General features: G+C 69.9%; 21 protein-coding genes. 13 read left to right on the plus strand and 8 right to left on the minus strand.

The genetic code is table 11. From position 1 onward, the window contains the following. The first annotated feature begins 39 nt into the window (after window positions 1-39). The 3 genes from ACTIMO_RS02220 (at window position 40) to ACTIMO_RS02230 (ending at window position 2,539) form a co-directional block, all read left to right on the plus strand. Window positions 40-669 carry a flavin reductase family protein gene (locus ACTIMO_RS02220; protein WP_055766801.1) on the plus strand — a complete coding sequence of 210 codons (630 nt, stop codon included), beginning with the start codon at window positions 40-42 and terminating at the stop codon, window positions 667-669. A 116-nt stretch (window positions 670-785) separates the two neighbouring features. Further along, on the plus strand, window positions 786-1,868 hold the full coding sequence (locus ACTIMO_RS02225) for a fatty acid desaturase family protein (RefSeq protein ID WP_055766797.1): 1,083 nt from the start codon (window positions 786-788) through the stop codon (window positions 1,866-1,868). A gap of 440 nt (window positions 1,869-2,308) precedes the next feature. Beyond that, a complete protein-coding gene (locus ACTIMO_RS02230; RefSeq protein WP_448181363.1) occupies window positions 2,309-2,539 on the plus strand; it encodes a zinc-ribbon domain-containing protein in 231 nt (76 codons plus the stop codon). A 3-nt stretch (window positions 2,540-2,542) separates the two neighbouring features. Here the strand turns inward: ACTIMO_RS02230 and ACTIMO_RS02235 are convergent, their stop codons facing one another. After that, window positions 2,543-3,391, minus strand: coding sequence for an HpcH/HpaI aldolase/citrate lyase family protein (locus ACTIMO_RS02235; RefSeq protein ID WP_448181364.1), 849 nt, complete (start codon window positions 3,389-3,391; stop codon window positions 2,543-2,545). Between the two features lie 280 nt (window positions 3,392-3,671). Here ACTIMO_RS02235 and ACTIMO_RS02240 point away from each other — a divergent pair, with 280 nt between their 5' ends. Beyond that, window positions 3,672-5,333, plus strand: a complete 1,662-nt coding sequence (locus ACTIMO_RS02240; protein WP_448181365.1) for a thiamine pyrophosphate-binding protein — start codon at window positions 3,672-3,674, stop codon at window positions 5,331-5,333. Window positions 5,334-5,399: 66 nt separating this feature from the next. Here the strand turns inward: ACTIMO_RS02240 and ACTIMO_RS02245 are convergent, their stop codons facing one another. After that, window positions 5,400-5,723: a hypothetical protein gene (locus ACTIMO_RS02245; RefSeq protein WP_422390774.1), complete on the minus strand. Its 324-nt coding sequence runs from the start codon at window positions 5,721-5,723 to the stop codon at window positions 5,400-5,402. A gap of 161 nt (window positions 5,724-5,884) precedes the next feature. Here ACTIMO_RS02245 and ACTIMO_RS02250 point away from each other — a divergent pair, with 161 nt between their 5' ends. Next, window positions 5,885-6,295, plus strand: a complete 411-nt coding sequence (locus tag ACTIMO_RS02250) for a MarR family winged helix-turn-helix transcriptional regulator (protein WP_448181366.1) — start codon at window positions 5,885-5,887, stop codon at window positions 6,293-6,295. Between the two features lie 107 nt (window positions 6,296-6,402). Beyond that, window positions 6,403-6,837: a VOC family protein gene (locus tag ACTIMO_RS02255; RefSeq protein ID WP_422390776.1), complete on the plus strand. Its 435-nt coding sequence runs from the start codon at window positions 6,403-6,405 to the stop codon at window positions 6,835-6,837. A gap of 131 nt (window positions 6,838-6,968) precedes the next feature. Here ACTIMO_RS02255 and ACTIMO_RS02260 read toward each other — a convergent pair whose 3' ends face one another. Further along, on the minus strand, window positions 6,969-7,493 hold the full coding sequence (locus ACTIMO_RS02260; RefSeq protein ID WP_448181367.1) for a CGNR zinc finger domain-containing protein: 525 nt from the start codon (window positions 7,491-7,493) through the stop codon (window positions 6,969-6,971). A gap of 25 nt (window positions 7,494-7,518) precedes the next feature. On the opposite strand from ACTIMO_RS02260, the gene ACTIMO_RS02265 reads away from it, so the two are divergent. After that, window positions 7,519-7,731, plus strand: a complete 213-nt coding sequence (locus ACTIMO_RS02265; RefSeq protein ID WP_055766770.1) for a hypothetical protein — start codon at window positions 7,519-7,521, stop codon at window positions 7,729-7,731. Between the two features lie 18 nt (window positions 7,732-7,749). Here ACTIMO_RS02265 and paaK read toward each other — a convergent pair whose 3' ends face one another. The 4 genes from paaK to ACTIMO_RS02285 all read right to left on the minus strand — a co-directional run bounded on the left by paaK (window position 7,750) and on the right by ACTIMO_RS02285 (window position 13,326). After that, window positions 7,750-9,081 carry a phenylacetate--CoA ligase PaaK gene (gene paaK / locus ACTIMO_RS02270; RefSeq protein WP_157365715.1) on the minus strand — a complete coding sequence of 444 codons (1,332 nt, stop codon included), beginning with the start codon at window positions 9,079-9,081 and terminating at the stop codon, window positions 7,750-7,752. A 60-nt stretch (window positions 9,082-9,141) separates the two neighbouring features. Then, the gene (locus ACTIMO_RS02275; RefSeq protein WP_082471199.1) at window positions 9,142-10,506 is read right to left on the minus strand and encodes an MFS transporter; all 1,365 of its coding nucleotides are present in this window, start codon (window positions 10,504-10,506) and stop codon (window positions 9,142-9,144) included. Window positions 10,507-10,685: 179 nt separating this feature from the next. Next, complete coding sequence (locus tag ACTIMO_RS02280) at window positions 10,686-11,408, minus strand: IclR family transcriptional regulator (RefSeq protein ID WP_422390779.1); 723 nt, start codon at window positions 11,406-11,408, stop codon at window positions 10,686-10,688. Between the two features lies 1 nt (window position 11,409). Further along, a complete protein-coding gene (locus ACTIMO_RS02285) occupies window positions 11,410-13,326 on the minus strand; it encodes an FAD-binding monooxygenase (RefSeq protein ID WP_055766761.1) in 1,917 nt (638 codons plus the stop codon). A 287-nt stretch (window positions 13,327-13,613) separates the two neighbouring features. On the opposite strand from ACTIMO_RS02285, the gene ACTIMO_RS02290 reads away from it, so the two are divergent. The 6 genes from ACTIMO_RS02290 to ACTIMO_RS02315 are packed head-to-tail and all read left to right on the plus strand — an operon-like array spanning window position 13,614 to window position 19,995. Further along, window positions 13,614-15,080: a fumarylacetoacetate hydrolase family protein gene (locus ACTIMO_RS02290; RefSeq protein WP_448181368.1), complete on the plus strand. Its 1,467-nt coding sequence runs from the start codon at window positions 13,614-13,616 to the stop codon at window positions 15,078-15,080. Beyond that, on the plus strand, window positions 15,073-15,741 hold the full coding sequence (locus tag ACTIMO_RS02295; RefSeq protein ID WP_448181369.1) for a GntR family transcriptional regulator: 669 nt from the start codon (window positions 15,073-15,075) through the stop codon (window positions 15,739-15,741). Before ACTIMO_RS02290 ends, ACTIMO_RS02295 begins: the two co-directional genes overlap by 8 nt. Window positions 15,742-15,751: 10 nt before the next feature. Then, a complete protein-coding gene (hpaE, locus tag ACTIMO_RS02300; protein WP_055766753.1) occupies window positions 15,752-17,302 on the plus strand; it encodes a 5-carboxymethyl-2-hydroxymuconate semialdehyde dehydrogenase in 1,551 nt (516 codons plus the stop codon). A gap of 40 nt (window positions 17,303-17,342) precedes the next feature. Next, entirely contained in the window at window positions 17,343-18,416 is a 1,074-nt protein-coding gene (gene hpaD / locus ACTIMO_RS02305; protein ID WP_055766750.1) for a 3,4-dihydroxyphenylacetate 2,3-dioxygenase, read from the plus strand. Window positions 18,417-18,418: 2 nt separating this feature from the next. After that, window positions 18,419-19,204, plus strand: a complete 786-nt coding sequence (hpaH, locus tag ACTIMO_RS02310) for a 2-oxo-hept-4-ene-1,7-dioate hydratase (RefSeq protein ID WP_055766747.1) — start codon at window positions 18,419-18,421, stop codon at window positions 19,202-19,204. Window positions 19,205-19,254: 50 nt separating this feature from the next. Further along, window positions 19,255-19,995, plus strand: a complete 741-nt coding sequence (locus ACTIMO_RS02315) for an HpcH/HpaI aldolase family protein (protein ID WP_448181487.1) — start codon at window positions 19,255-19,257, stop codon at window positions 19,993-19,995. Between the two features lie 65 nt (window positions 19,996-20,060). Here the strand turns inward: ACTIMO_RS02315 and ACTIMO_RS02320 are convergent, their stop codons facing one another. Beyond that, the gene (locus ACTIMO_RS02320; protein ID WP_055766743.1) at window positions 20,061-21,071 is read right to left on the minus strand and encodes a DUF808 domain-containing protein; all 1,011 of its coding nucleotides are present in this window, start codon (window positions 21,069-21,071) and stop codon (window positions 20,061-20,063) included. Window positions 21,072-21,522: the final 451 nt, after the last annotated feature.

Raw genomic sequence — 21,522 nt, forward strand, 5'->3', positions numbered from 1 at the left:
CCGCCCGGGGTACCCGGCACGCCGGGCTAGGCTTCCGGCATGCGCAAAGACGTGATCCCCGACCCGGACTCCAGCCGTGCCTTCTACAGATTCCTGACCTCCGTCGTGGTGCCGAGGCCCATCGCGTGGATCTCCTCGACCTCTGCGGACGGGGTGGACAACCTCGCACCCCACTCGTTCTTCACCATCGCCTCGGTCAACCCGCCGATCGTGCAGTTCACCTCCGTGGGCCGCAAGGACTCGGTCCGCAACATCGAGGCGACCGGCGAGTTCGTGGTCGCCTTCACACCGGAGGGTCTCTTCGAGGCCGTCAACGCGACCGGGACGAACTTCCCCCCGGATGTCAGCGAATTCGATGCGGCGGGGCTCACCCGTGAGCCGAGTGCGACCGTGGGCCCACCCCGCGTCCTCGAATCCCCGGTGGCCCTCGAGTGCCGGCTGCACCTGATCCAGGACATGGGTGACTGCACGCTCGTCTTCGGTGAGGTGCTGCACGCGGTCGTGTCGGAGCACATGCTCGACGGCGACCTGCCCTCGGTCCAGGCGTTGAAGCCCCTCTCCCGTCTCGGGAAGGACGAGTGGGGCACGGCCGGGACGGTCCGGGAGATCACGCGCATCCCGGTGCAGGACTGGCCCGGGCACTACGACGCCGAGAAAGCAACACCGTGACCTGCCCGTGACATACGCTCAGCCACTCCTCAGGCTCCTGACATACAGTGAGTGAATCTGCGGGTTAGCACCCCACCCCGGGCTGGGAAGCCTTCCACCGGCCCCAGGGAATCCCATTGAGCATTGCCGCCGCACCGCGCACCGTCCGTATCTCGAAGCCGAACGATGTCGTCGCCTCCTACTCGGTCCTGCTCAAGCAGGTACGGAAGGAAGGCCTGCTGAACCGCCGACGCCGCTTCTACGTCGCGGTGTTCGCCCTCCTGGCCCTGGCCATGGGCGCGGCGTGGACGGGGTTCGCGCTCCTGGGTGACACCTGGTTCCAGCTGCTCATCGCCGCGGTGCTCGGCGTCGTCCTGACGCAGATGGCCTTCCTCGCCCACGAGGCATCCCACCGCCAGATCTTCAGGACCCGCGGCGCCAACGACTGGTCGGGCCGCATCCTCGCCGCCGGCGTCGTCGGTATCAGCTACGCCTGGTGGATGGACAAGCACACCCGCCACCACAACGACCCCAACACCAAGGGCAAGGACCCCGACATCGAGGTCGACACCATCTCGTTCCTCGAGGAGGACGCCGCCAAGGCCACAGGCCTCCAGGCGTGGATCACCCGCCGGCAGGGCTACCTCTTCTTCCCGCTGCTCACCATGGAGGGCATCAACCTCCACGCCCGCTCCATCAGCACCCTCTTCGCCCGCCGCACCATCAAGGGCCGCTGGGTCGAACTTGCACTCCTCGGCGCCCGCTTCGGGGCGTACCTCGGCATCCTCTTCTGGTTCCTGCCCGTCGGCATGGCCTTCGCGTTCCTCGGCGTCCAACTGGCCGTCTTCGGCGTCTACATGGGAGCGAGCTTCGCCCCGAACCACAAAGGCATGCCCGTGGTCCCCAAGGACAGCACGCTCGACTTCTTCCAGAAGCAGGTCCTGACCTCCCGCAACATCCGCGGCGGGTCCTTCGTGAACAACGCCTACGGCGGCCTCAACTTCCAGATCGAACACCACCTCTTCCCGGACATGCCACGCCCGCACCTGCGCCGAGCGGCCGTGATCGTCCGCGAACACTGCGAACGCCTCCGCGTCCCCTACACCGAAGTAGGCGTCGCGGCCTCCTACGGCGCCGTCGTCTCCTACCTCAACCGGGTAGGCCTCGCCGCCCGCGACCCCTTCGACTGCCCCATGGTCAACCGCTTCCGCCGCCCCTGACACCCCGACAGTGAGCAGCTCCGCCCTCACCCGTCCCGGCCCGGCCGGATGCACGATCGGCGCGGGAGGTGGACGGAGGCACGGGGACAGGGGCACTGTTGGAGGGTGAGTGTGCTCCGGGTCGACGTCGAGACCTCCGAACGCGACGAGGCCATGGAGGCGATCGAGAACGTCTTCGGCTTCCGGACCGCGTTCACCGGTAGGAGCATGACCTTCCGGCAGCACAGCCTCGTGGGATCCGGGATCGCCGTCTCGCAGCTGTACTTCGGGGGCACGATGACCGCGGAGGTCGAACCGATCGACGATGTGGTCATCGGCGAGGTGCCCACGGGGAGATACGATCTCGGGCTGGGACCGCGGAGCCCCGAGGTGACGGGACGCGGACTGTTCATCCCCCCGGTGGATGCTCACCGGCCGGAAGGACTCGCTACGGTGGAGGGATGTTCTTCCTCTTCGGCCTCGCCATGCGCGAGCAGCTCCGGTTCACCCGATCGGCGTCCTGCCGTTACTGCGGGCAGTTCGCCCCGCAGCAGGTGGTCCAGCGGAAGACCCGGCTGTCGGTGTTCTTCGTGCCGCTCCTCACGCTTAAGCGGACGCGGCTGCAGGTGTGCACCAACTGTGGCGGCACCTCACGGATCAGCGGGTCGGAAGAACACGCACTCGCACGCTGACGGTCAGGCGTTCCACAGGCCGTAGGAGTCCGCCAGCGAGGAGATCTTCTGCGCGCGTGCCAGCCGCGGCAGGTAGGAGCCATCGCCCACCACCGCTCCGGCCGCGTGCTCACGCAGCAGCTCGGAGGCCCAGCTGATCTCGGACTCGCTCGGGGACAGGCCCCGGTTGATGGTGTCGGTCGCATCCGTCAGGAGGCAGAGCTTGCCGGTCATCCCCATGGAAGCGGTCACCTTGCATGCCTCCAGCAGGTCGTCGCCGAGGGCACCGACGGTCGGCCCGTCGATCGGACCGGGCAGCTGCCCCACGCGCGACGCCACCACGAGCTTGGACCGTGCGTAGGCCAGCGCCATCGGGTCGTCGGACGCCCCGGTGTCGCGGCGGAAGTCGCCGACGCCGAACGCGAGGCGGAAGGTGCCGGGGGCACTCGCGATCGCCGTCGCGTTCTCGATGCCGAGCGCGGATTCGACCAGGGCCAGGACCGGGGTCCCCGCCTGCAGCCGCATGGCCGTGTGCGTGACCTGCTCGGGCTTCTCCGTCATGGCCAGCATGACGCCGCGGAGGCCCGGTGCCTTGGACAGGGCCGCGAGGTCGTCCGCCCAGTAGTCGGTCTCGATGCCGTTGACCCTCACCCAGGCGGTCATCCCGGTGGACAGGGCCTCGACCACGCGATCGCGTGCCTCGGCCTTGCCCGCGGTGGGGACGGCGTCCTCCATGTCGAACACCACGGAGTCCGCCTCCGACGTCAGCGCCGGGATGAAGTTGTCCTCGGAAGCAGCGGACGCCAGCAGCCACGATCGGGAGAGCTTGGCGGGAAGCGCGGCGGCGCGGCTGTTTCTGAGGTAGGTGGCCATGGTCAAACAGTACTGAGGAGTGCTGCGCATTATCCACCGGAGACGCACCGCGGTCCGTGAACACTACGACCAAAAGGCGCACGGGCCCGGACGGGGGGGGCGACCGACGGGTGCTCGGGGTCGGCTATAGTGGCGTCGTCGGACGCCCACCGCGCGTCGTGCCTGAAAAAGAGGCAATAAGGGCTGTCGGCCCGAGGCACATACGGATCCCACCCACTAACGTCCCGGGTGACCGTGTGCACCTCGCCACCGCCCGGACGTTCGTCCTGAGAGATGTCCGATGGCCACCGTCTCCGCCCGCATCGTGTCCGCCCTCCAGCCCGCTGCCTCCGAGGTCTTCGGTGTCATGGGCAACGGCAATGCCCACTTCCTCGACGCCGTCATGGCGGCACCCGGCGCCTTCCACTACACCGCCGTCCGGCACGAAGCGGGCGCGGTCGCCGCCGCGGACGCCTATTTCCGCGCCGCCGGCCGGTTGGCCATCGCCACCACCACCTACGGCGCCGGCTTCACGAATGCGCTGACACCCTTGGCCGAAGCGGTGCAGGCGGACATCCCCCTCGTGCTGGTGGTCGGTGATGCCCCCACCAGCGGCCGGCGTCCCTGGGACGTCGACCAGGTGCGGATCGCGGCGGGGCTCGGTGCCACGACCTTCACGGTGTCAGCGGACAACGTGCTGACGGAGACGACGGCGGCGGTCGGGCACGCGCTGCGCCACCGGACACCCGTGGTGCTGGCCATCCCCTACGACCTCGCCGGCGTCGAGGCCGCGGACGAGGACCAGCCCGTCCCCGTCGGGCCGGAGGTGCCGCCCTTGCCCGCCGAGGGTGACCTCGAACGCGTGGCAGCGGTCCTGGCCGCAGCGGAGCGGCCGCTCGTCCTCGCCGGCCGCGGAGCCTGGATCAGTGGGGCGCAGGGCGCAGCGACGAAGCTCGCCGAGCACCTCGGGGCCCTCATGGCCACGTCCGGCCTCGGCGCCGGCTTCTTCGGCGACCATCCGGCGGCACTGGGAATCGCCGGCGGATGGGCCTCGGAACCCTCGGCGCAGCTGATCGCCGAGGCCGATGTCGTGCTCGTCCTCGGTGCACGGCTCAACCAGTTCACCACCCGCTTCGGGCACGCGTTCGGCGGCTCCGCCCGCGTGATCCAGGTGGACGTCGCCGACGCCCCCACCTCGGCCGTCGTCACGGACCATCTGCGCGGCGATGCCCGCGCGATCGCGGAGGCGCTGACGGACGTGCTGATCGGGACGCCTGCGGCGGGACACGCCGCTGCGCGCTGGAGCGACGTCGCCGCAGCCCGCGCCCTGCTGGCCCACGACGCCCGCGAGGACGGTGACGCCCTCGCCGCCGACGGGCGGCTCGATCCGCGCAGCCTGTGCCGCGCGCTCGACGGAATGCTGCCGGCGGACCGCACGATCGTCCAGGACGGCGGCCACTTCATCGGCTGGGCGCCCGGCTACCTGCGCGTCCCGGCGCCCGACCGGCTGATCATGGTCGGGACGGCCTACCAGACCATCGGTCTCGGCTTCCCGAGCGCCGTCGGTGCCGCGCGTGCCCTGCCTGCGTCCACCCTCGTGCTCTGCACGGGTGACGGCGGCGGCCTGATGGCCCTCGCCGACCTCGACTCGTTCATCCGGACCGCCCGGCGCGCGGTGATCGTCGTGTTCAACGACGCCGCCTACGGCGCGGAGATCCACCAGTACGCAGTGCGCGGTATCCACTCCGGCCCCATGATGATCGACGAGGTGGACTTCGCCGCCCTGGCCACCGCCCTCGGCGCCACGGGCCGGACGGTCAGGACCCTCCAGGATCTCGACGGCGTGGCGGGCTGGCTCGGCTCCGACGACGACGGCGTGCTGCTGCTCGACTGCAAGATCTCCCAGCAGGTCGTGGCTCCGTACATGCAGGAGATCGTCGCCGTCGCGACCGGCGCGAAGTAGCGCTGAGCGGGCCTCCTGTTCCGACTGGGGGTGGCTGGATCCGTCGACGCCTGCGCGGCAGGTCGATCATGCGGGCTCGATCGACAGCCCGGTGAGGGTGCCGTCCTGCTCGGTGAAGGTGAAGGCGAACCTGAGGGGACCGCCGGGGAACTCACCGTCGACCGACGCAACGAGGCGCGTCCCCTGCCACGAGATCGGGGTGATGACGATCCTCTGATCGACCTGGTGTACCTTGATCCACTCGCGCAGTGCGGGTTCGGTGTCGTAGGTGGTCCCGTCGTCCGTGACGGTCGCGCCGGCGGCGAAGACGGCGAAGAGCACGTCGGCATCGTGGGCGTTCGTCGCAGCGACGAAGTCGCCGACGGTGGCGGGCAGGGTGATCTCAGCCATGGTGATGCTCTCTTCTCGTGGGGCGGGCGCGAGACGCGCCCGCAGGGTTCGGACCGACGGTTCATGCCGTCGGGAGGTGGCGACCGGGATCGGGCCCGGACAGCCTGCGCTGCTCGCTTGCCAACCTCAGCGCGCTGATCCTCCTGTGGGACTCCCCGGCCGTGCAGGGCCAGATCCTCGCGAAGAGCGGCGAGTCCCTGGATCAACCCTCCCATCAGACCCTTCGACTCCTGTTGGCATGGGGCTCCCTGCGCCCCACGGCCCTCGCGGACGAACTCGGCGTCGGGGCGTCGTACGTGAGCAAGATCGTGGGTCGCCTCGAGGCCGACGGCCTGGTCCAGCGGTCGACGGACCCGGATGACCGCCGAGCCACCCTGATCACCCTGACGCCGGCAGGAGTGAAGGCCGCCCGCGGCGTCTACGCCCTCGGTGACAGGATGATCGGTGAAGTGCTCGAGGACTGGTCTGCTTCCGACATCGACCGCTACACCGCCCTGACCGAGCGCTTCGTCGATGACGCGATCCGGTCGATCGCGCGGATGCGCGAACAGGGCCTTCGACCTCCGCAGTAGCGGAGGGTGACGGCCAGGGCCACGATGCGGTGCCGGTGCGGCACGCGACGCCGGCCGGGCCACCCACCCCTGTCGACACACCTCCACCGCGCTCCTACGCTGGTGCGATGGCTGACGTGAAGCAGGTACAGGTGACCTTCGACTGCGCCGATCCGCGCGCCGTCTCGGCGTTCTGGAAAGCCGCCCTCGGGTACGTGGACCCACCCGTGCCGCCGGGCTTCGATTCCTGGGAGGCCTTCGATGCCTCCCTGCCCGAGGATCGACGGGGCTCGATGTCGGCCTGCCAGGACCCGGACGGGATCGGACCCCGCCTCTTCTTCCAGCGGGTACCCGAGCCGAAGTCGGTGAAGAACCGGATGCATCTGGACGTGCGCGTCGGGACAGGGCTGCGCGGCGACGAACGCGTCGCCGCGCTGGAGGCCGAGGCAGCCCGGCTGGTTCCGCTGGGCGCGCGCCGGCTGCACCTCCTGCCGGCGGACGACGAGGACGAGGCGTGCCTCGTCATGCAGGACGTGGAGGGCAACGAGTTCTGCCTCGACTGAGGCCCCTCGACGCCCGACGGCAGGACTCCCCCGGCCCTCGGAGGGAGCGGGCGGATGAGTAGGGGCACCAGGGCCAGCGCGGTCACCGCTCCGGCCAGGACCACCTCAGGGCGGGGTCCGGGCTCCGGCGGTCATCGACCCGGGGCGCGGTTCCGGTGCCGACGCACTGCTGCCCGGTTGGCGCACCGGACGGAGCAGTACCGTTGCCGGCCGTTCCGCGTCGTGTCGACGACGACGCGCGAGCACGGGTCCCCCGCGCAGCGACCCAGCCGGTGCATGCCCCGGGTGACGAGGTGCAGCGAGGTACCGACCCCGATCACGGCCCGCAGCACGCTCGGCAGGGCCTGGCCCTCGTCCCGGTAGTGCAGGTGCCAGCCCTCGCCGTCGTGGTCGGTCAGGCGCGGATATGCGGCCACTGCGGCCATCACGTGGTTCAGCAGCGCAGCCCGGGTATCGTCCGAGTCGGCATCGACGACGGCCAGCCACTCGTCGATCACGCCGCGCACCGACGGGTGGTCATCGCGTGCGGAGGGGAAGGCCATGGTCATGCCGAACCCGCGCGTCCTGGAGATGATGCCCGCCCGATCCGGAGGCCAGTCGTCCGCGAGTGATGCCGCGAGGAGGACCGCGTATTCACCGTAAGGGTTGAGATGCATAACGGCATTACACCACCCTGAGGACATGAGACCCACCCCGCGCCAGGACACCACCCGCCCCGACCCGGTGCACTTGCACCACGAGCACGCCTGGGCGACCGAGTCGGTGCACCCGACGTCGGAGGGACGGGTGCACTATGTGCGTTGCGGCACCTGCGACGTCCGGCGGGTCGACCTGCAGCCGACCGGCACCCTTCCGCCGATCGCCCTGAGCTGCCCGATCGGCAGCTCGAGGTGAGGCCCGCCGGACTGCCCGTCAGCCTCGCGGACGCAGGTCGTAGATGCGCCGAAGTTTGCCGCTGGAGCGGACCAGCGAGCCCTGCTCGACGATCCGGACCGAACACGTGGAACCGATGTGGGTCTTGATGCGGTGCTGCAGTTCCTGTGCGGCGGCGGCGCCGTCGCTCGCCGAGACGCCCTCGCGCACCTCGATGTTGATGGTGAGCTGGTCCATCCGCTGGCCCTCGGGCCGGGTGAGTTCCAGCTGGAAGTGCGGGCTGAGCGCCGGGATGGCCAGGGCGAGTTCCTCGACCTGCGTGGGGAACAGATTGACCCCGCGCACGATCACCATGTCGTCGCTCCGGCCCGTGATGCGCTCCATCCGCCGCATCCCCGGGCGGGCCGTACCCGGCAGCAGCCGCGTGAGGTCGTGCGTCCGGTAGCGGATGATCGGCAGGGCCTCCTTGGTGAGCGAGGTGAACACGAGCTCGCCGGACGAGCCGTCGTCGAGCACCTTCTCCGTGAAGGGATCGATGATCTCCGGCCGGAAGTGGTCCTCCCAGACGTGTGAGCCGTCCTTGGACTCCACGCACTCCCCCGCCACCCCCGGGCCCATGACCTCGGACAACCCGTAGATGTCACACGCGTCGAAGCCCATGCGGCCCTCGAGTTCCTGGCGCATGCCCTCGGTCCAGGGTTCCGCCCCGAGCACGGCGGTCTTCAGGGAGGTCGACCGCGGATCCGTCCCGGCCGCCGCCATGGCGTCGAGGATGGTCAGCAGGTAGGTGGGAGTCGCCAGGATGGCGTCCGGCTCGAAGTCCCTGATGAGCTGCACCTGGCGTTCGGTCTGCCCGCCGGAGATCGGGATGACCGTGCAACCGAGGCGCTCGGCACCCGCGTGGGCGCCGAGCCCCCCGGTGAACAGTCCGTAGCCGTACGCGTTGTGCACCTTCCAGCCGGCCTTGACGCCCGAGGCCCGGAGCGACCGCGCCACCAGCGACGCCCACCGGTCCAGGTCACCGGCGGTGTAGCCGACGACGGTGGGCTGCCCCGTCGTGCCCGATGACGCATGCACCCGCGCCACCTGCGCCTGCGGAACGGCGAACATGCCGAACGGATAGACGCTCCGGAGGTCCTCCTTCGTGGTGAAGGGGAACAGGGCCAGATCGGCGAGGGACCGCAGGTCGTCGGGATGCACTCCGGCGTCGTCGAACTTGCGCCGGTAGAGCGGGACGTTCTCGTAGGCGTGACGCAGGGTCCACTGCAGCCGCTCGAGCTGCACCGACTCCACCTGGTCGCGCGTCCATGTCTCCTCGACGTCGAGCGTCGAGGGGTCGGCCGCCGAGGCCTGCAGGGTGGTGGTGTGCATGGTGCTCCTCAGCAGTGTGGTGGTGGTGGACGCGGGCGCCGGCCTGTCGGGGACGGCCGGCTAGCCGCGGTCGGCGGCGCGGTCGGCGATCTGTTCCTCGCCGGCCTCGAGCGGGGCGCCCTTCGTCTCCTTCACGAGCGTCACGCCGACGAAGGAGATGATGCAGAGCGCCATGATGTACAGGCTGATGGAACCCGACCACTGGGTCTCCCGCAGGAGCGCTTCCGCGATCAGCGGCGCGAACGCCCCACCGAGGATCGCCCCGAGGGCGTAGCCGATCCCGATGCCCGAGTACCGGACGTTGGCGGGGAACATCTCGGCGTACATCGCGGACATGGGCCCGTAGGACAGGCCGAGGCCGATGGTGAGGACGAAGATGCCGATCCCGTAGGCCCAGATGTTGCGGGTGTCGATGAGCAGGAACAGCGGGATCATCCAGACGAAGATGAGCCCGTAGCCGATCTGGAAGGTGCGGACGCGTCCGATGCGGTCGGACAGGATGCCGCCGTACAGGGTGAAGATGAGCCAGCCGAAGGCTGCCAGGAGCGTCGCGAGGAGGACCGGCGCGGCGGGCATCCCGAGGACGCGCTGGGCGTAGGAGGAGAGGAACGCGATGACGAGGTAGCCGGCGGCGTTGTTGCCGATGAAGATCACTGCGGCGAGGACGACCTGCTTCTTATTGGTCTGCAGCAGATTCCGCAGGGGTGTCGCCGTCTCGCGCTTGCGTTCGATCATGCGCTTGAAGACGGGGCTCTCGGCGACGGCGGACCGGATGAAGTACCCCACCACGATCAGGACCACGGACAGCAGGAACGGGATGCGCCAGCCCCACGCGAGGAAGTCCTCGGGAGACAGGGAGGTACGGAGCATGAACAGCACGAAGGTCGCCAGGATCATCCCGACGGGAACGCCGATCTGCGGGTACGCGCCCCAGAAGCCACGCTTGTGCACGGGCGCGTGCTCCACCGCCATGAGGGCCGCGCCACCCCATTCGCCACCGGCCGAGAAGCCCTGCAGGATGCGCAGGAGCATCAGCAGGATCGGAGCCCAGATGCCGATCTGCGCGTACGTGGGCAGCAACCCGATGAGGGCGGTGGCACCGCCCATCATGACGAGGGTGAACACCAGCATCGCCTTACGGCCGATCTTGTCCCCGAGCCGACCGGCGACGACAGCACCGAGCGGACGGAAGAAGAAGCTGATGCCGATGGTGGCCCAGGCGACGAGCTGCGCGAGTCCGGGGCTCTCGCCTTCGAGCGGGCCGAAGTAGAGGGTCGCGAAGACGATGCCCGCGGCCTGCGCGAAGATGAAGAAGTCGTACCACTCGATCGTGGTGCCGACCATCGTGCCGGCGAGGACCCTGCGGTCCTGCGAGCTCATGCGGGCGTCGGTGCCCGACTGCGGCCGCTCTGGTGCCAGTGCCATGAAAAACTCCTTCGTCTTCCGGTGTGTGGTGCGGGTGTTCGTGCGGCGCCGGCCCGGGAGCGGGAGCTCGGCCGGTGGTCGGTGCCCCACACATTACCGAACGATCGTTCATTCGGTAATGCTGGGTTCTGAGTGACGTGACTGTGACGCGCGTTACGCGGACGCGGTGGGACCCCGGATCAGAGGAGCGCCCCGACGGCACGGGCAGCCTGTGCCACCCGCGCTCCGAGATCCTCGACGGACGAGTCGCTACGGACGTAGACGACGGCGAGCGCGGCGGGCAGCTGCCCCCGGACCAGGATGGGGGCAGCGATGGAACTGACCCCGGGGATGACTTCGTCGTGGCTCGCCGCGAACCCCGTGACCGCCGCCGCGCGCGACTCCTCGCGGTACGGCTGACCGGGGGCGAGGTGGTCCCACTCCGCCTCGGTCAGGGCCGACTGGATGGCGATGCCCGGCGCACCGGCGTCGAACCGATGGCGCGAGCCGGGCCGCTGCACGATCGTCCCCTCCCCGTGGGGCGGTTCGACGGCGACCAGCGTGACGCAGTGGCTGCGGTCCCACACGGCGACGAACGCCGTCATCCGCAGGTCCGCCGCCAGGGTGGTGAGCTCCGGCAGCGCGGCCGTCTGCAGCCGCGGCGCCACCCCCCGGGCGAGGTTCGCGAGACCGGGACCGGCCAGGAACCGCCCGCCCGCGTCCCGGATGACGAGGGAATGCTCCTCCAGTGTGCGGAGGATCCGGTAGGCGATGGAGCGGTGCACCCCCAGCTCCACGGAGACCTGTGCGGTGGTCCTGCCGTCCGGCGCGTCGGCGAGGATCTCCAGCGCGCGGATGCCGCGGGAGAGGGTCTGCGAGGCGGGGGCGGAGGTGGCCGCCCGCGCGGTGTCCGCGGTGCTCATGTCAGGCGAACGCCCGGCCGCGCTGCACCCTCGGGGCGGCCGCCAGCAGCGGGGCGAAGAACGCGGCGAGCCCGCCGGTATCGGCCAGGGGCAGGACGTTCGCCACGTACTGGTCCGGGCGGACGACCACGACGACGCCGCCCCGGTGCAGCCCGCGCTCCTCGAAGATGTCGGCACCGGGGTCGGTGGCGTACACCTTCTCGTAGTCGGTCAGGCCGAACGGCCCGACGGAGGGCTTGAACATCACCGGGACCCGGCCGATGTCCACCTGCGTGTGGGCCTGCTGGTAGACGACCTTCACATCGAACCAGGCATCACCGTCGAGGCCTTCGGGTGTTGCGGCGAGCGGGGAATCTGCCGCGGAACCGAGCCAGTCCGCGAGGGCGGACACGCCTGACGCGGCACCGGCCTCGGCAGGGTCGGCGAAGACGTAGATGCGCCACCGGCCGTCCGCCGTGGCGTGATGGCCGAGGTGGGTCGGGACGCCGTCGCAGACGCGGACCACCGGGGCGGACTTGAAGCGCTTGCCGATCGGGAAGCCCTCGGCGAGGCCCTGGTGCTGGTCCCCGGCGACGAGCAGGGACGGCTGGTACTGCGTCATGAAGCCCGCCGGGAACTCGGCGGTGCGGACGTAGAAGTCCTCCAGTTCCGATGGGCTCGCGAAGTCCTCGGGCCGCTTCGCCATGAGGGTGGACCATTGCTTGTCGAAGTCGATGAGGTTCTGCGCGACGACCTGGCGCTCGGCGGAGTAGGTCGCGAGCAGCTCCTCGGGACTCCGGCCCTCCAGCACGTGGCCCAGCTTCCAGCCGATGTTGAACCCGTCCTGCATCGAGACGTTCATGCCCTGGCCGGCCTTGGCGCTGTGGGTGTGGCAGGCATCTCCGGTGATGAAGACCCGCGGAGTGCGCCTCCCGCGGTCCTCCGGGAGGACATCGTCGAACCTGTCGGTGAGGCGATGACCCACTTCGTAGACGCTGTGCCAGGGCACGTCCCGGACATCGAGCGTGTAGGGGCTCAGGATGGCATTGGCCTTGCCGATGATCTGGTCGATCGTCGTGCGACGGACGGCGCCGTCGTCCTCCGGTCCGGTCTCGCCGAGATCCACGTACATCCGGAAGAGGTGGCCTCCCTCGCGCGGGATCAGCAGGATGCTGCCACCCTCGCCGGACTGGATGGCGCACTTGCGGCGGATGTCGGGGAAGTCGGTGACGGCGACGGCGTCCATGACACCCCACGCATGGTTCGCCCTGTCCCCGGCGAGGGTGCAGCCGATCGCTGCGCGGACCCTGCTGCGGGCGCCGTCGGACCCCACCACGTACTTGGCCCGTACCCTGCGGGTGGAGCCCTCGCCCGCACCGGCCGTTCGGAGGAGGGTGACCTCCACCGGGTACTCCCGATCGTCGTCGACGTCGAGGCCCACGAACTCGAAACCGTAGTCCGGCTCCAGGCGGGTGGGCGCGTTCCTCATGAACTCGGCGAAGTAGTCGAGCACACGCGCCTGGTTCACGATCAGATGGGGGAATTCGCTGATACCGGCCGGATCGTCCTCGGGACGGGCCGTGCGGATGATGCGCGTGGAGTCCTCGGGGTCGGGCTTCCAGAAGGCCATCTCCACGATCCGGTAGGCCTCGTCCGTGATGCGCTGCGCGAACCCGAACGCCTGGAAGGTCTCCACGCTACGGGCCTGGATGCCGTCCGCCTGGCCGATGGCGAGCCGAGCCGGACGGCGCTCGACGATGCGCGTGGTGATCCCGGGGAACTGGGAGAGCTGCGCCGCCGTGATCATGCCCGCGGGACCGGTTCCGATGATGAGGACGTCGACCTCGTCCGGCAGATCCTCGGGACGATCGATGCCGGCACCTGCCGCAGGGTGCACGCGGGGATCGCCGGAGACGTACCCGTGATGATGGAATTGCAAGGGTTCCTCACTTCATCGTGACGACTCTGTTCGATAATCGAACGGCATGTTCTTCTTTCGTCCAGCGATGGTAGCCCTGTGTGACAGCGCGCACAATCACCCCCGTGATCGTGGCGTCGATTCCGCGACGCGGAGTTCCAGGACCTGCTGGTCGCGACCCTGGCGGACGTCAAGGGCATGTCGACGACCTGAGCGCCGGCCCGTCGATCCGGGCTTGACGTGTCCCCGGTCACAGCCCTAACGTTCGTATACGATTTCATATCCGATCGTCTACGAGGGAGTAGGGCATGGACCTGGTATCCGAGGACCTGATGCGCGCAGCCGGCAAGGTGATCGCCGTGCACATCAACTACCCCAGCCGGGCCGCCCAGCGCGGCCGCACGCCGGAGCAGCCCTCCTACTTCCTCAAACCCTCCTCCTCCCTGGCCGTGACGGGCGCCGGGGTGGAACGCCCCGCCGGGTGCGAGCTGCTCGCGTTCGAGGGCGAGATCGCCCTCGTGATCGGGACCCCAGCGCGCCGCGTCGGCCCGGCGGACGCGTGGAGCCACGTGGAGTGGGTGACGGCCGCCAACGACCTGGGCGTGTACGACCTGCGCTCCGCGGACAAGGGCTCGAACCTCCGCTCCAAGGGCGGCGACGGCTTCACCCCGGTGGGGCCCGGCCTGCTCCGGGCAGGCGACATCGACCCGGCGGCACTGCGCATCACGACCTGGCACAACGGCACCGTGGTGCAGGACGACACCACCGCGGACCTGCTCTTCCCCTTCGCCCGGCTGATCGCCGATCTCTCCCAGCTGCTGACGCTCGAGAGGGGTGACATCATCCTCACCGGCACTCCTGCCGGGGCCTCCGTCGCCGTGCCGGGCGACGTCGTCGAGGTCGAGGTCTCCACCGTCGACGGGACGGCGGCGACCGGGCGCCTGACCACCCGCATCACCGCGGGAACCACGCCGCTCGCCGCCTACGGCGCGCGCCCGAAGGCCGACGCCGTCCAGCGCGAGGAGGCGTACGGCTCCGCGGAAGCCGCCGGGCTCGCTCCCGCAGCCACCGCACTCCCCGCAGCACTGCGGACGAAGCTCGAGCGCGTCGCCACCGCCACGCTGTCCTCCCAGCTGCGCAGGCGCGGCCTGGACAACATGAGCATCGACGGGCTGCAGGCCACCCGCCCCGACCGTCGCGTCGTCGGCCTCGCCCGTACCCTGCGCTATGTCCCGAACCGCGAGGACCTCTTCGCCGCCCACGGCGGCGGATTCAACGCGCAGAAGCGGGCCGTCGACTCGGTCGGCGCGGGCGAGATCCTCGTCATGGAGGCGCGCGGGGAGAAGGGGACCGGAACCATCGGCGACATCCTCGCCCTCCGCGCACAGGTCCGTGGAGCCGCGGCCATCATCACCGACGGCGGCGTCCGGGACTTCGCGACCGTCGCGGCCCTCGACATCCCCACCTACTACGCCAACCCCCACCCTGCTGTCCTCGGGCGGCGCCACATCCCCTGGGACACCGACGTGACCATCGCCTGCGGTGGCACCACGGTGCAGCCCGGCGACATCATCGTCGCCGACTCCGACGGCATCCTCGTCATCCCGCCGTCCCTCGCGGAGGAGGTGGCCGACGACGCCCTCGCGCAGGAGCGGGAGGAGGAGTTCATCGCGGCCATGGTGCGCGAGGGCCACGGCGTGGACGGCCTCTACCCGATGAACGCCGCCTGGCGGGCGCGCTACGAGCAGCAGGACGCCGGGGCCCCGCATGACTGAACCGGCGCTCATGGCGAGCAAGTCCGAGCAGGCGTACTCCGCGGTCAAGGCCCGCATCTCGGACGGCACGTACTCCCCCGGACACCGGCTGGTGCTGGCGCGCCTCGCCCACGACCTCGGGGTGAGCGTGGTGCCCGTCCGGGAAGCCATCCGCCGCCTCGAGGCCGAGGGGCTCGTGACGTTCCAGCGCAACATCGGCGCCACCGTCGCCGGGATCGATCCCACCGAATACCTCTACACGATGCAGACGCTGAGCATCGTGGAGGGCGCCGCCACGGCGCTGTCCGCACCGCTGATCGGTCCCGCGGGCCTTGATCGCGCACGGGCCGTCAACGGCGAGATGCGGGCCTGCCTGCAGGACTTCGACCCCGTCAGGTTCACCCGGCTGAACCAGGACTTCCACAGCGTCCTGTTCGAGCACTGCCCCAATCCGCACCTGCTGGACCTGGTGCACCGGGGCTGGACCCGCCTCGCCTCCATGCGCTCCTCGACCTTCCGCTTCGTGCCCGGCCGCGCGAGCGAGTCCGTCACGGAGCACGACGCCCTCCTTGACCTCATCGGCTCCGGGGCCGGCGCAGACGTGATCGAACGCGCCGCCCGCCTCCACCGCAGTGCCACCCTCGACGCCTACCTCGCCCGGACCGGCGCGGACAACAGTTAGGACCCGCACCATGACGCCCCCTGCAGACACCCCTGCCGCCGGCTCCCGGCACTTCGTGCCCGAGGACCTGCCCACCCACCTGCAGCACTACATCGGTGGACGGACCGTCGACTCCATCGGCGGGAAGACCTTCGAGGTGCTGGATCCGGTCTCGAACCGGGCCTACGCCACGGCCGCGGCCGGCCAGGCGGAGGACGTGGACGCCGCTGTCGCCGCTGCGCGGGAGGCGTTCCTGCACGGCCCCTGGCCCCGCATGAAGCCGCGCGAGCGCGCCCGCGTCCTCAACCGCATCGCGGACGCCGTGGAGGCCCAGGAGTCACGGCTCGCCGAGCTCGAGACCTTCGACACGGGCCTGCCGATCACCCAGGCCAAGGGCCAGGCGCTGCGCGCCGCCGAGAACTTCCGCTTCTTCGCCGATCTCATCGTGGCCCAGTTCGACGACGCCATGAAGGTGCCCGGATCGCAGATCAACTACGTGAACCGGAAGCCCATCGGCGTCGCCGGGCTCATCACGCCCTGGAACACGCCCTTCATGCTGGAGTCGTGGAAGCTCGCTCCCGCCCTGGCCACGGGCAACACCGTGGTCCTCAAGCCCGCAGAGTTCACGCCCCTCTCCGCGTCCCTCTGGGCGCGGATCTTCGAGGACGCGGGCCTGCCGGCGGGGGTCTTCAACCTCGTGAACGGCCTCGGCGAGGAAGCGGGGGACGCGCTGGTGAAGCACCCCGGCGTCCCGCTCATCTCCTTCACGGGCGAGACCACCACCGGGCAGACCATCTTCCGGAACGCCGCCGAGAACCTCAAGGGCCTCTCCATGGAGCTCGGCGGCAAGTCCCCCTGCATCGTCTTCGCGGACGCCGATCTCGACGCCGCCATCGACTCCGCGCTCTTCGGCGTGTTCTCCCTCAACGGCGAACGCTGCACGGCGGGCTCGCGCATCCTCGTCGAACGCCCGGTGTACGACGCGTTCTGCGAGGCGTACGCCGCGCGGGCGAAGGCCATCGTCGTCGGTGATCCCCACGACCCGAAGACCGAGGTCGGCGCCCTCGTCCACCCGGTGCACTTCGACAAGGTGGCTTCCTACGTGGAGCTCGGGAAGACCGAAGGCCGCCTCCTCGCCGGTGGCGGACGCCCGGACCACCTCCCGGAGGGCAACTACATCGCCCCCACGGTGTTCGCCGACGTCTCGCCCGACGCGCGGATCTTCCAGGAGGAGATCTTCGGTCCCGTCGTCGCCATCACGCCGTTCGACACCGACGCCGAGGCGCTCGAGCTCGCGAACAACACCCGGTACGGGCTCGCCGCCTACGTCTGGACGCGGGACCTGGCGCGCGCCCACACCTTCTCGCAGAACGTCGAGGCGGGCATGGTGTGGCTCAACAGCCACAACGTCCGCGACCTGCGCACCCCCTTCGGTGGCGTGAAATCCTCCGGCCTCGGCCATGAGGGCGGTTACCGCTCCATCGATTTCTACACGGATCAGCAGGCCGTCCACATCACCCTCGGCCCGGTCCACACACCGAAGTTCGGCAGCATCGCGGCCTCCGCCGCCAACGAGGGCTGACCCGCCCTCCCGACCACCCTCCCTCGAAGAAGAGAAGACCATGACTGATTTCGTCCCCACCCCCGCCCTGCCCGCCCCGGACATCGTGCGCTGCGCCTACATGGAGATCGTGGTCACCGACCTGGCCCGTTCGCGCGCCTTCTACGTCGACGTGCTCGGCCTCCACGTCACCGAGGAGGACGACGAGGCCATCTACCTGCGCTCGCTCGAGGAGTTCATCCACCACAACCTCGTGCTCCGCAAGGGACCGGTCGCAGCCGTGGCCGCCTTCGCCTACCGGGTGAGGTCCCCCGAGGAGGTGGATGCCGCGGAGGCGTACTACCGCGAGCTGGGCTGCCGCACCGAGCGTCGTGCCGGCGGCTTCACGAAGGGCATCGGCGACTCGGTCCGGGTCGAGGACCCCCTCGGCTTCCCCTACGAGTTCTTCTACGAGGTGGAGCACGTGGAACGGCTGACGCAGCGCTACGACCTGTACTCCGCGGGTGAACTGGTCCGGCTGGACCACTTCAACCAGGTCACCCCCGACGTCCCCCGCGGCAGGGCGTACCTCGAGGACCTCGGCTTCCGCGTCTCGGAGGACATCCAGGACGCCGACGGCGTCACCTACGCGGTATGGATGCACCGCAAGCAGACGGTCCATGACACGGCGCTGACCGGAGGCGACGGACCACGCATGCACCACGTCGCCTTCGCCACGCACGAGAAGCACAACATCATCCAGATCTGCGACAAGATGGGCGCCCTCCGCATCTCCGACCGCATCGAGCGCGGCCCCGGGCGCCACGGCGTCTCGAACGCCTTCTACCTGTACATCCTCGACCCGGACGACCACCGCATCGAGATCTACACGCAGGACTACTACACGGGTGATCCGGACAACCCGACCGTCACCTGGGACGTGCACGACAACCAGCGCCGCGACTGGTGGGGCAACGCCGTCGTGCCGTCCTGGTACACCGAGGCGTCCCTGGTGCTCGACCTCGACGGCAACCCGCAGCCCGTCGCGGCCCGCGAGGACAGGAGCGAGATGGCGGTGACCGTCGGCGCCGACGGCTTCTCCTACACCCGCGACGCGGGCACCGAGAAGGGCTTCAAGCTCGGGGCGCAGCTGTAGCCATGCTGGACACGACGACGATCCGGGCCATCGCGGACGAACTCCTCGAAGCGGGCCGCACGCGGACCCCGGTCCCCCTCCTGACCGCGCGCTACCCGGACATGACGGTCGAGGACTCCTACGCCGTCCAGCGTCTGTGGCGGCAGCGGAACGAGGCAGCCGGACGCACGCTGGTGGGGCGCAAGATCGGCCTGACCTCGCGCGCCATGCAGGCCGCCACCGGCATCACCGAACCCGACTACGGCTCCATCTTCGACGACATGGTCCTCGAGACGGGCTGCTCGGTCGAGTGGGAGCGCTACACCGGGCCGCGCGTCGAGGTGGAGCTCGCGTTCGTCCTGAAGGACGATCTCACCGGGCCCGGCTGCACCCTCTTCGACGTGCTGAACGCCACCGACTACGTGGTGCCCGCCCTGGAGATCCTCGACTCGCGCATCGAGATGGCGGGCCGCACGATCGTGGACACCATCTCCGACAACGCGGCGATGGGCGCCATGGTGGTCGGCGGCCGGCCGGTGCGGCCCGACGCCGTCGACCTCCGATGGGTCGCCGCCCTCCTGTACCGGAACCAGGTGGTGGAGGAGACCGGTGTCGCGGCCGGGGTCCTGGACCATCCCGCTGCCGGCGTGCACTGGCTCGCGAACAAGATCGCCGCCCACGGCGACGGGCTGAAGGCCGGGGACATCATCCTCGCCGGGTCCTTCACGCGCCCGGTCGCGGTGGACAGGGGCGACACGATCCACGCCGACTACGGACCTTTGGGAGCCGTGACGTGCCACTTCCACTGAGCCCCACCTTCCCCTACGCCCTCGCCACCTCGGAGCGTCCGCTCGCCGGGATGTGGGTCTGCTCCGGCAGCCCGCTGGTCGCGGAGATCTGCGCCGGCTCCGGCCTCGACTGGCTGCTGGTCGACGCCGAGCACAGCCCGAACGGGCTCGAATCGATCCTCGCCCAGCTGCAGGCCGTCCACGGCTATCCCGTGCAGGTGCTCGTGCGACCGCCCGTGAACGATCCCGTGCTGATCAAGCAGTACCTCGACCTCGGCGTGCAGAACCTGCTGATCCCCATGGTGCACTCCGTGGCGGACGCCGAGGCCGCCGTCGCGGCCACCCGGTATCCGCCCGAGGGCGTGCGGGGCGTCGGATCCGCGCTGGCACGCGCCGCGCGCTGGAACAGGGTGCCGGACTACCTTGCCACCGCGTCCGCCACGGTCAGCGTGACCGTCCAGATCGAGTCCGCCGCCGCCGTCGACGCGGTGGAGGACATCCTCGCGGTGGACGGCGTGGATGCGATCTTCGTGGGACCGTCCGATCTCGCCGCCTCGATGGGGCTGCTCGGTCAGCAGGAACACCCCGAGGTCCGTGCCGCCGTCGAGCACTGCCTCGCTGCGGCAGAACGCGCGGATGTCCCTGCCGGCGTCAACGCCTTCAGCCCGGCGACCGCGCACCACTACCTCGACGCGGGGGCGCGCTTCATCCTCGTCGGGGCCGACGTCGCCCTGCTCGCCCGGGGATCGGAGGATCTGGCCGCGGCCTTCGTCCGGTCTGCGGACAAGACCGGACCAACCACGAGCTACTGACCTCCGGGCGTGCCGGCCCTCGCTCCTCGGGTCATGCCCCGCGACGGCCGGGCCCGGCGGGCCGGTCAGGCGCCGTCGTGCCCCTTCGGGCGGTGACCCGCGACGGCCGCGCGGAGGTCACCCTCCTGGTGGTCCCCCTTCCGGCCGAAGGGCAGGACCTTCAGGAGTGGGTGCACCACGGCCATGACCACGGAGCCCCAGATGGCACCGACGATCGCGGAGCACAGCGTGTTCACGAGCCAGGCGAGTAAGCCGCCGACGACGGGGATGCCGACGAACGGCTCCTCCACGGTGTGCACGAGGTCGTAGGGCAGGTGCCACCCGAGGTCGTAGGCGCCCTGCAGCATGATGTGCCCGCCGACCCACAGCATGGCGATGGTTCCGACGAGGGTGATCCCGGCGAGCACGGCGGGCATCCCCCTTACGAGGAGCGCACCGAGGCGCTTCGAGGCGGGTGAATCCTTCGTCGTCAGATGCAGCCCGATGTCGTCCATCTTGACGATCAGCGCGACCGCCCCGTAGACGGCGACCGTGATGATGAGGGCGACGACGACCAGGATGATCCCCTTGGCCCAGATGGACTCGGCTGCCACCTCGTTGAGCGAGATGACCATGATCTCGCAGGAGAGGATGAAGTCGGTGGTGATGGCCCCCTTGGTGATCTTCGCCTCGGCTTCCGGTCCGCGGTCGACGGCGGGGGTGTCCTTGGCCTCGTGGTGGCCCCGGAGCTTGTGCCACACCTTCTCGGCGCCCTCGTAGCAGAGGTAGGTCCCGCCGAGCATCAGGACGAACGGGATGACCCCGGGGATGAAGGCGCTGATCAGTAGCAGTGCCGGCAGGATGATCAGCAGCTTGTTGCGGAGCGAACCCCAGAAGATCCGCTTGATCATCGGCAGTTCACGGGAGGGATCGGCGCCGGACACGTACTGCGGCGTCACTGCGGCGTCGTCGATCACCACGCCCGCGGCCTTCATGCTGGCACGTCCGGCACCGGCGGCGACGTCGTCCACCGAGGCGGCGGCTATGCGCGCGAGCGCCGCGACGTCGTCGAGCAGCGCGACGAGACCGCCGCTCACAGGGACCCACCCCGCCCCGCGGGAACGGACGGCTGGGCATGGAAGCCCCGGGCGGAGCAGGTGTTCGGCATGGTCAGATCATATGTCGGGGTGGGCACCGGAGGCAGGCGGGGGTCCCGCCCATGCGGTCGCGGTCCTCGCGACCGCTCCGCCCTCGCGGCTCGATCGATGGCCGGGCCGAGGCGTTCACGGTCCAAGGAGCTGACCAGCCTGTACTGGCACGTGGGTCGCCCCGGCCCATCGAGATGACACACGTCACGAGTCGCGGCGAGAGGAGCCTGGTTGCAGCCACTCACTGCAACCAGGCCCTTCTCCTCGACCGGCGTGTGCTTCGCACGACCGGTCGAGCACCCATCCAGCTATCGCGGACCGGATGGGACGCAGGGCAATCAGTGGCCTTCCGAGGAAACCTCGAGTCAGTGAGCAGATTCGGTGCTGCCCGAGGCGGAGG

Source organism: Arthrobacter sp. CP30 (genome assembly GCF_053470025.1).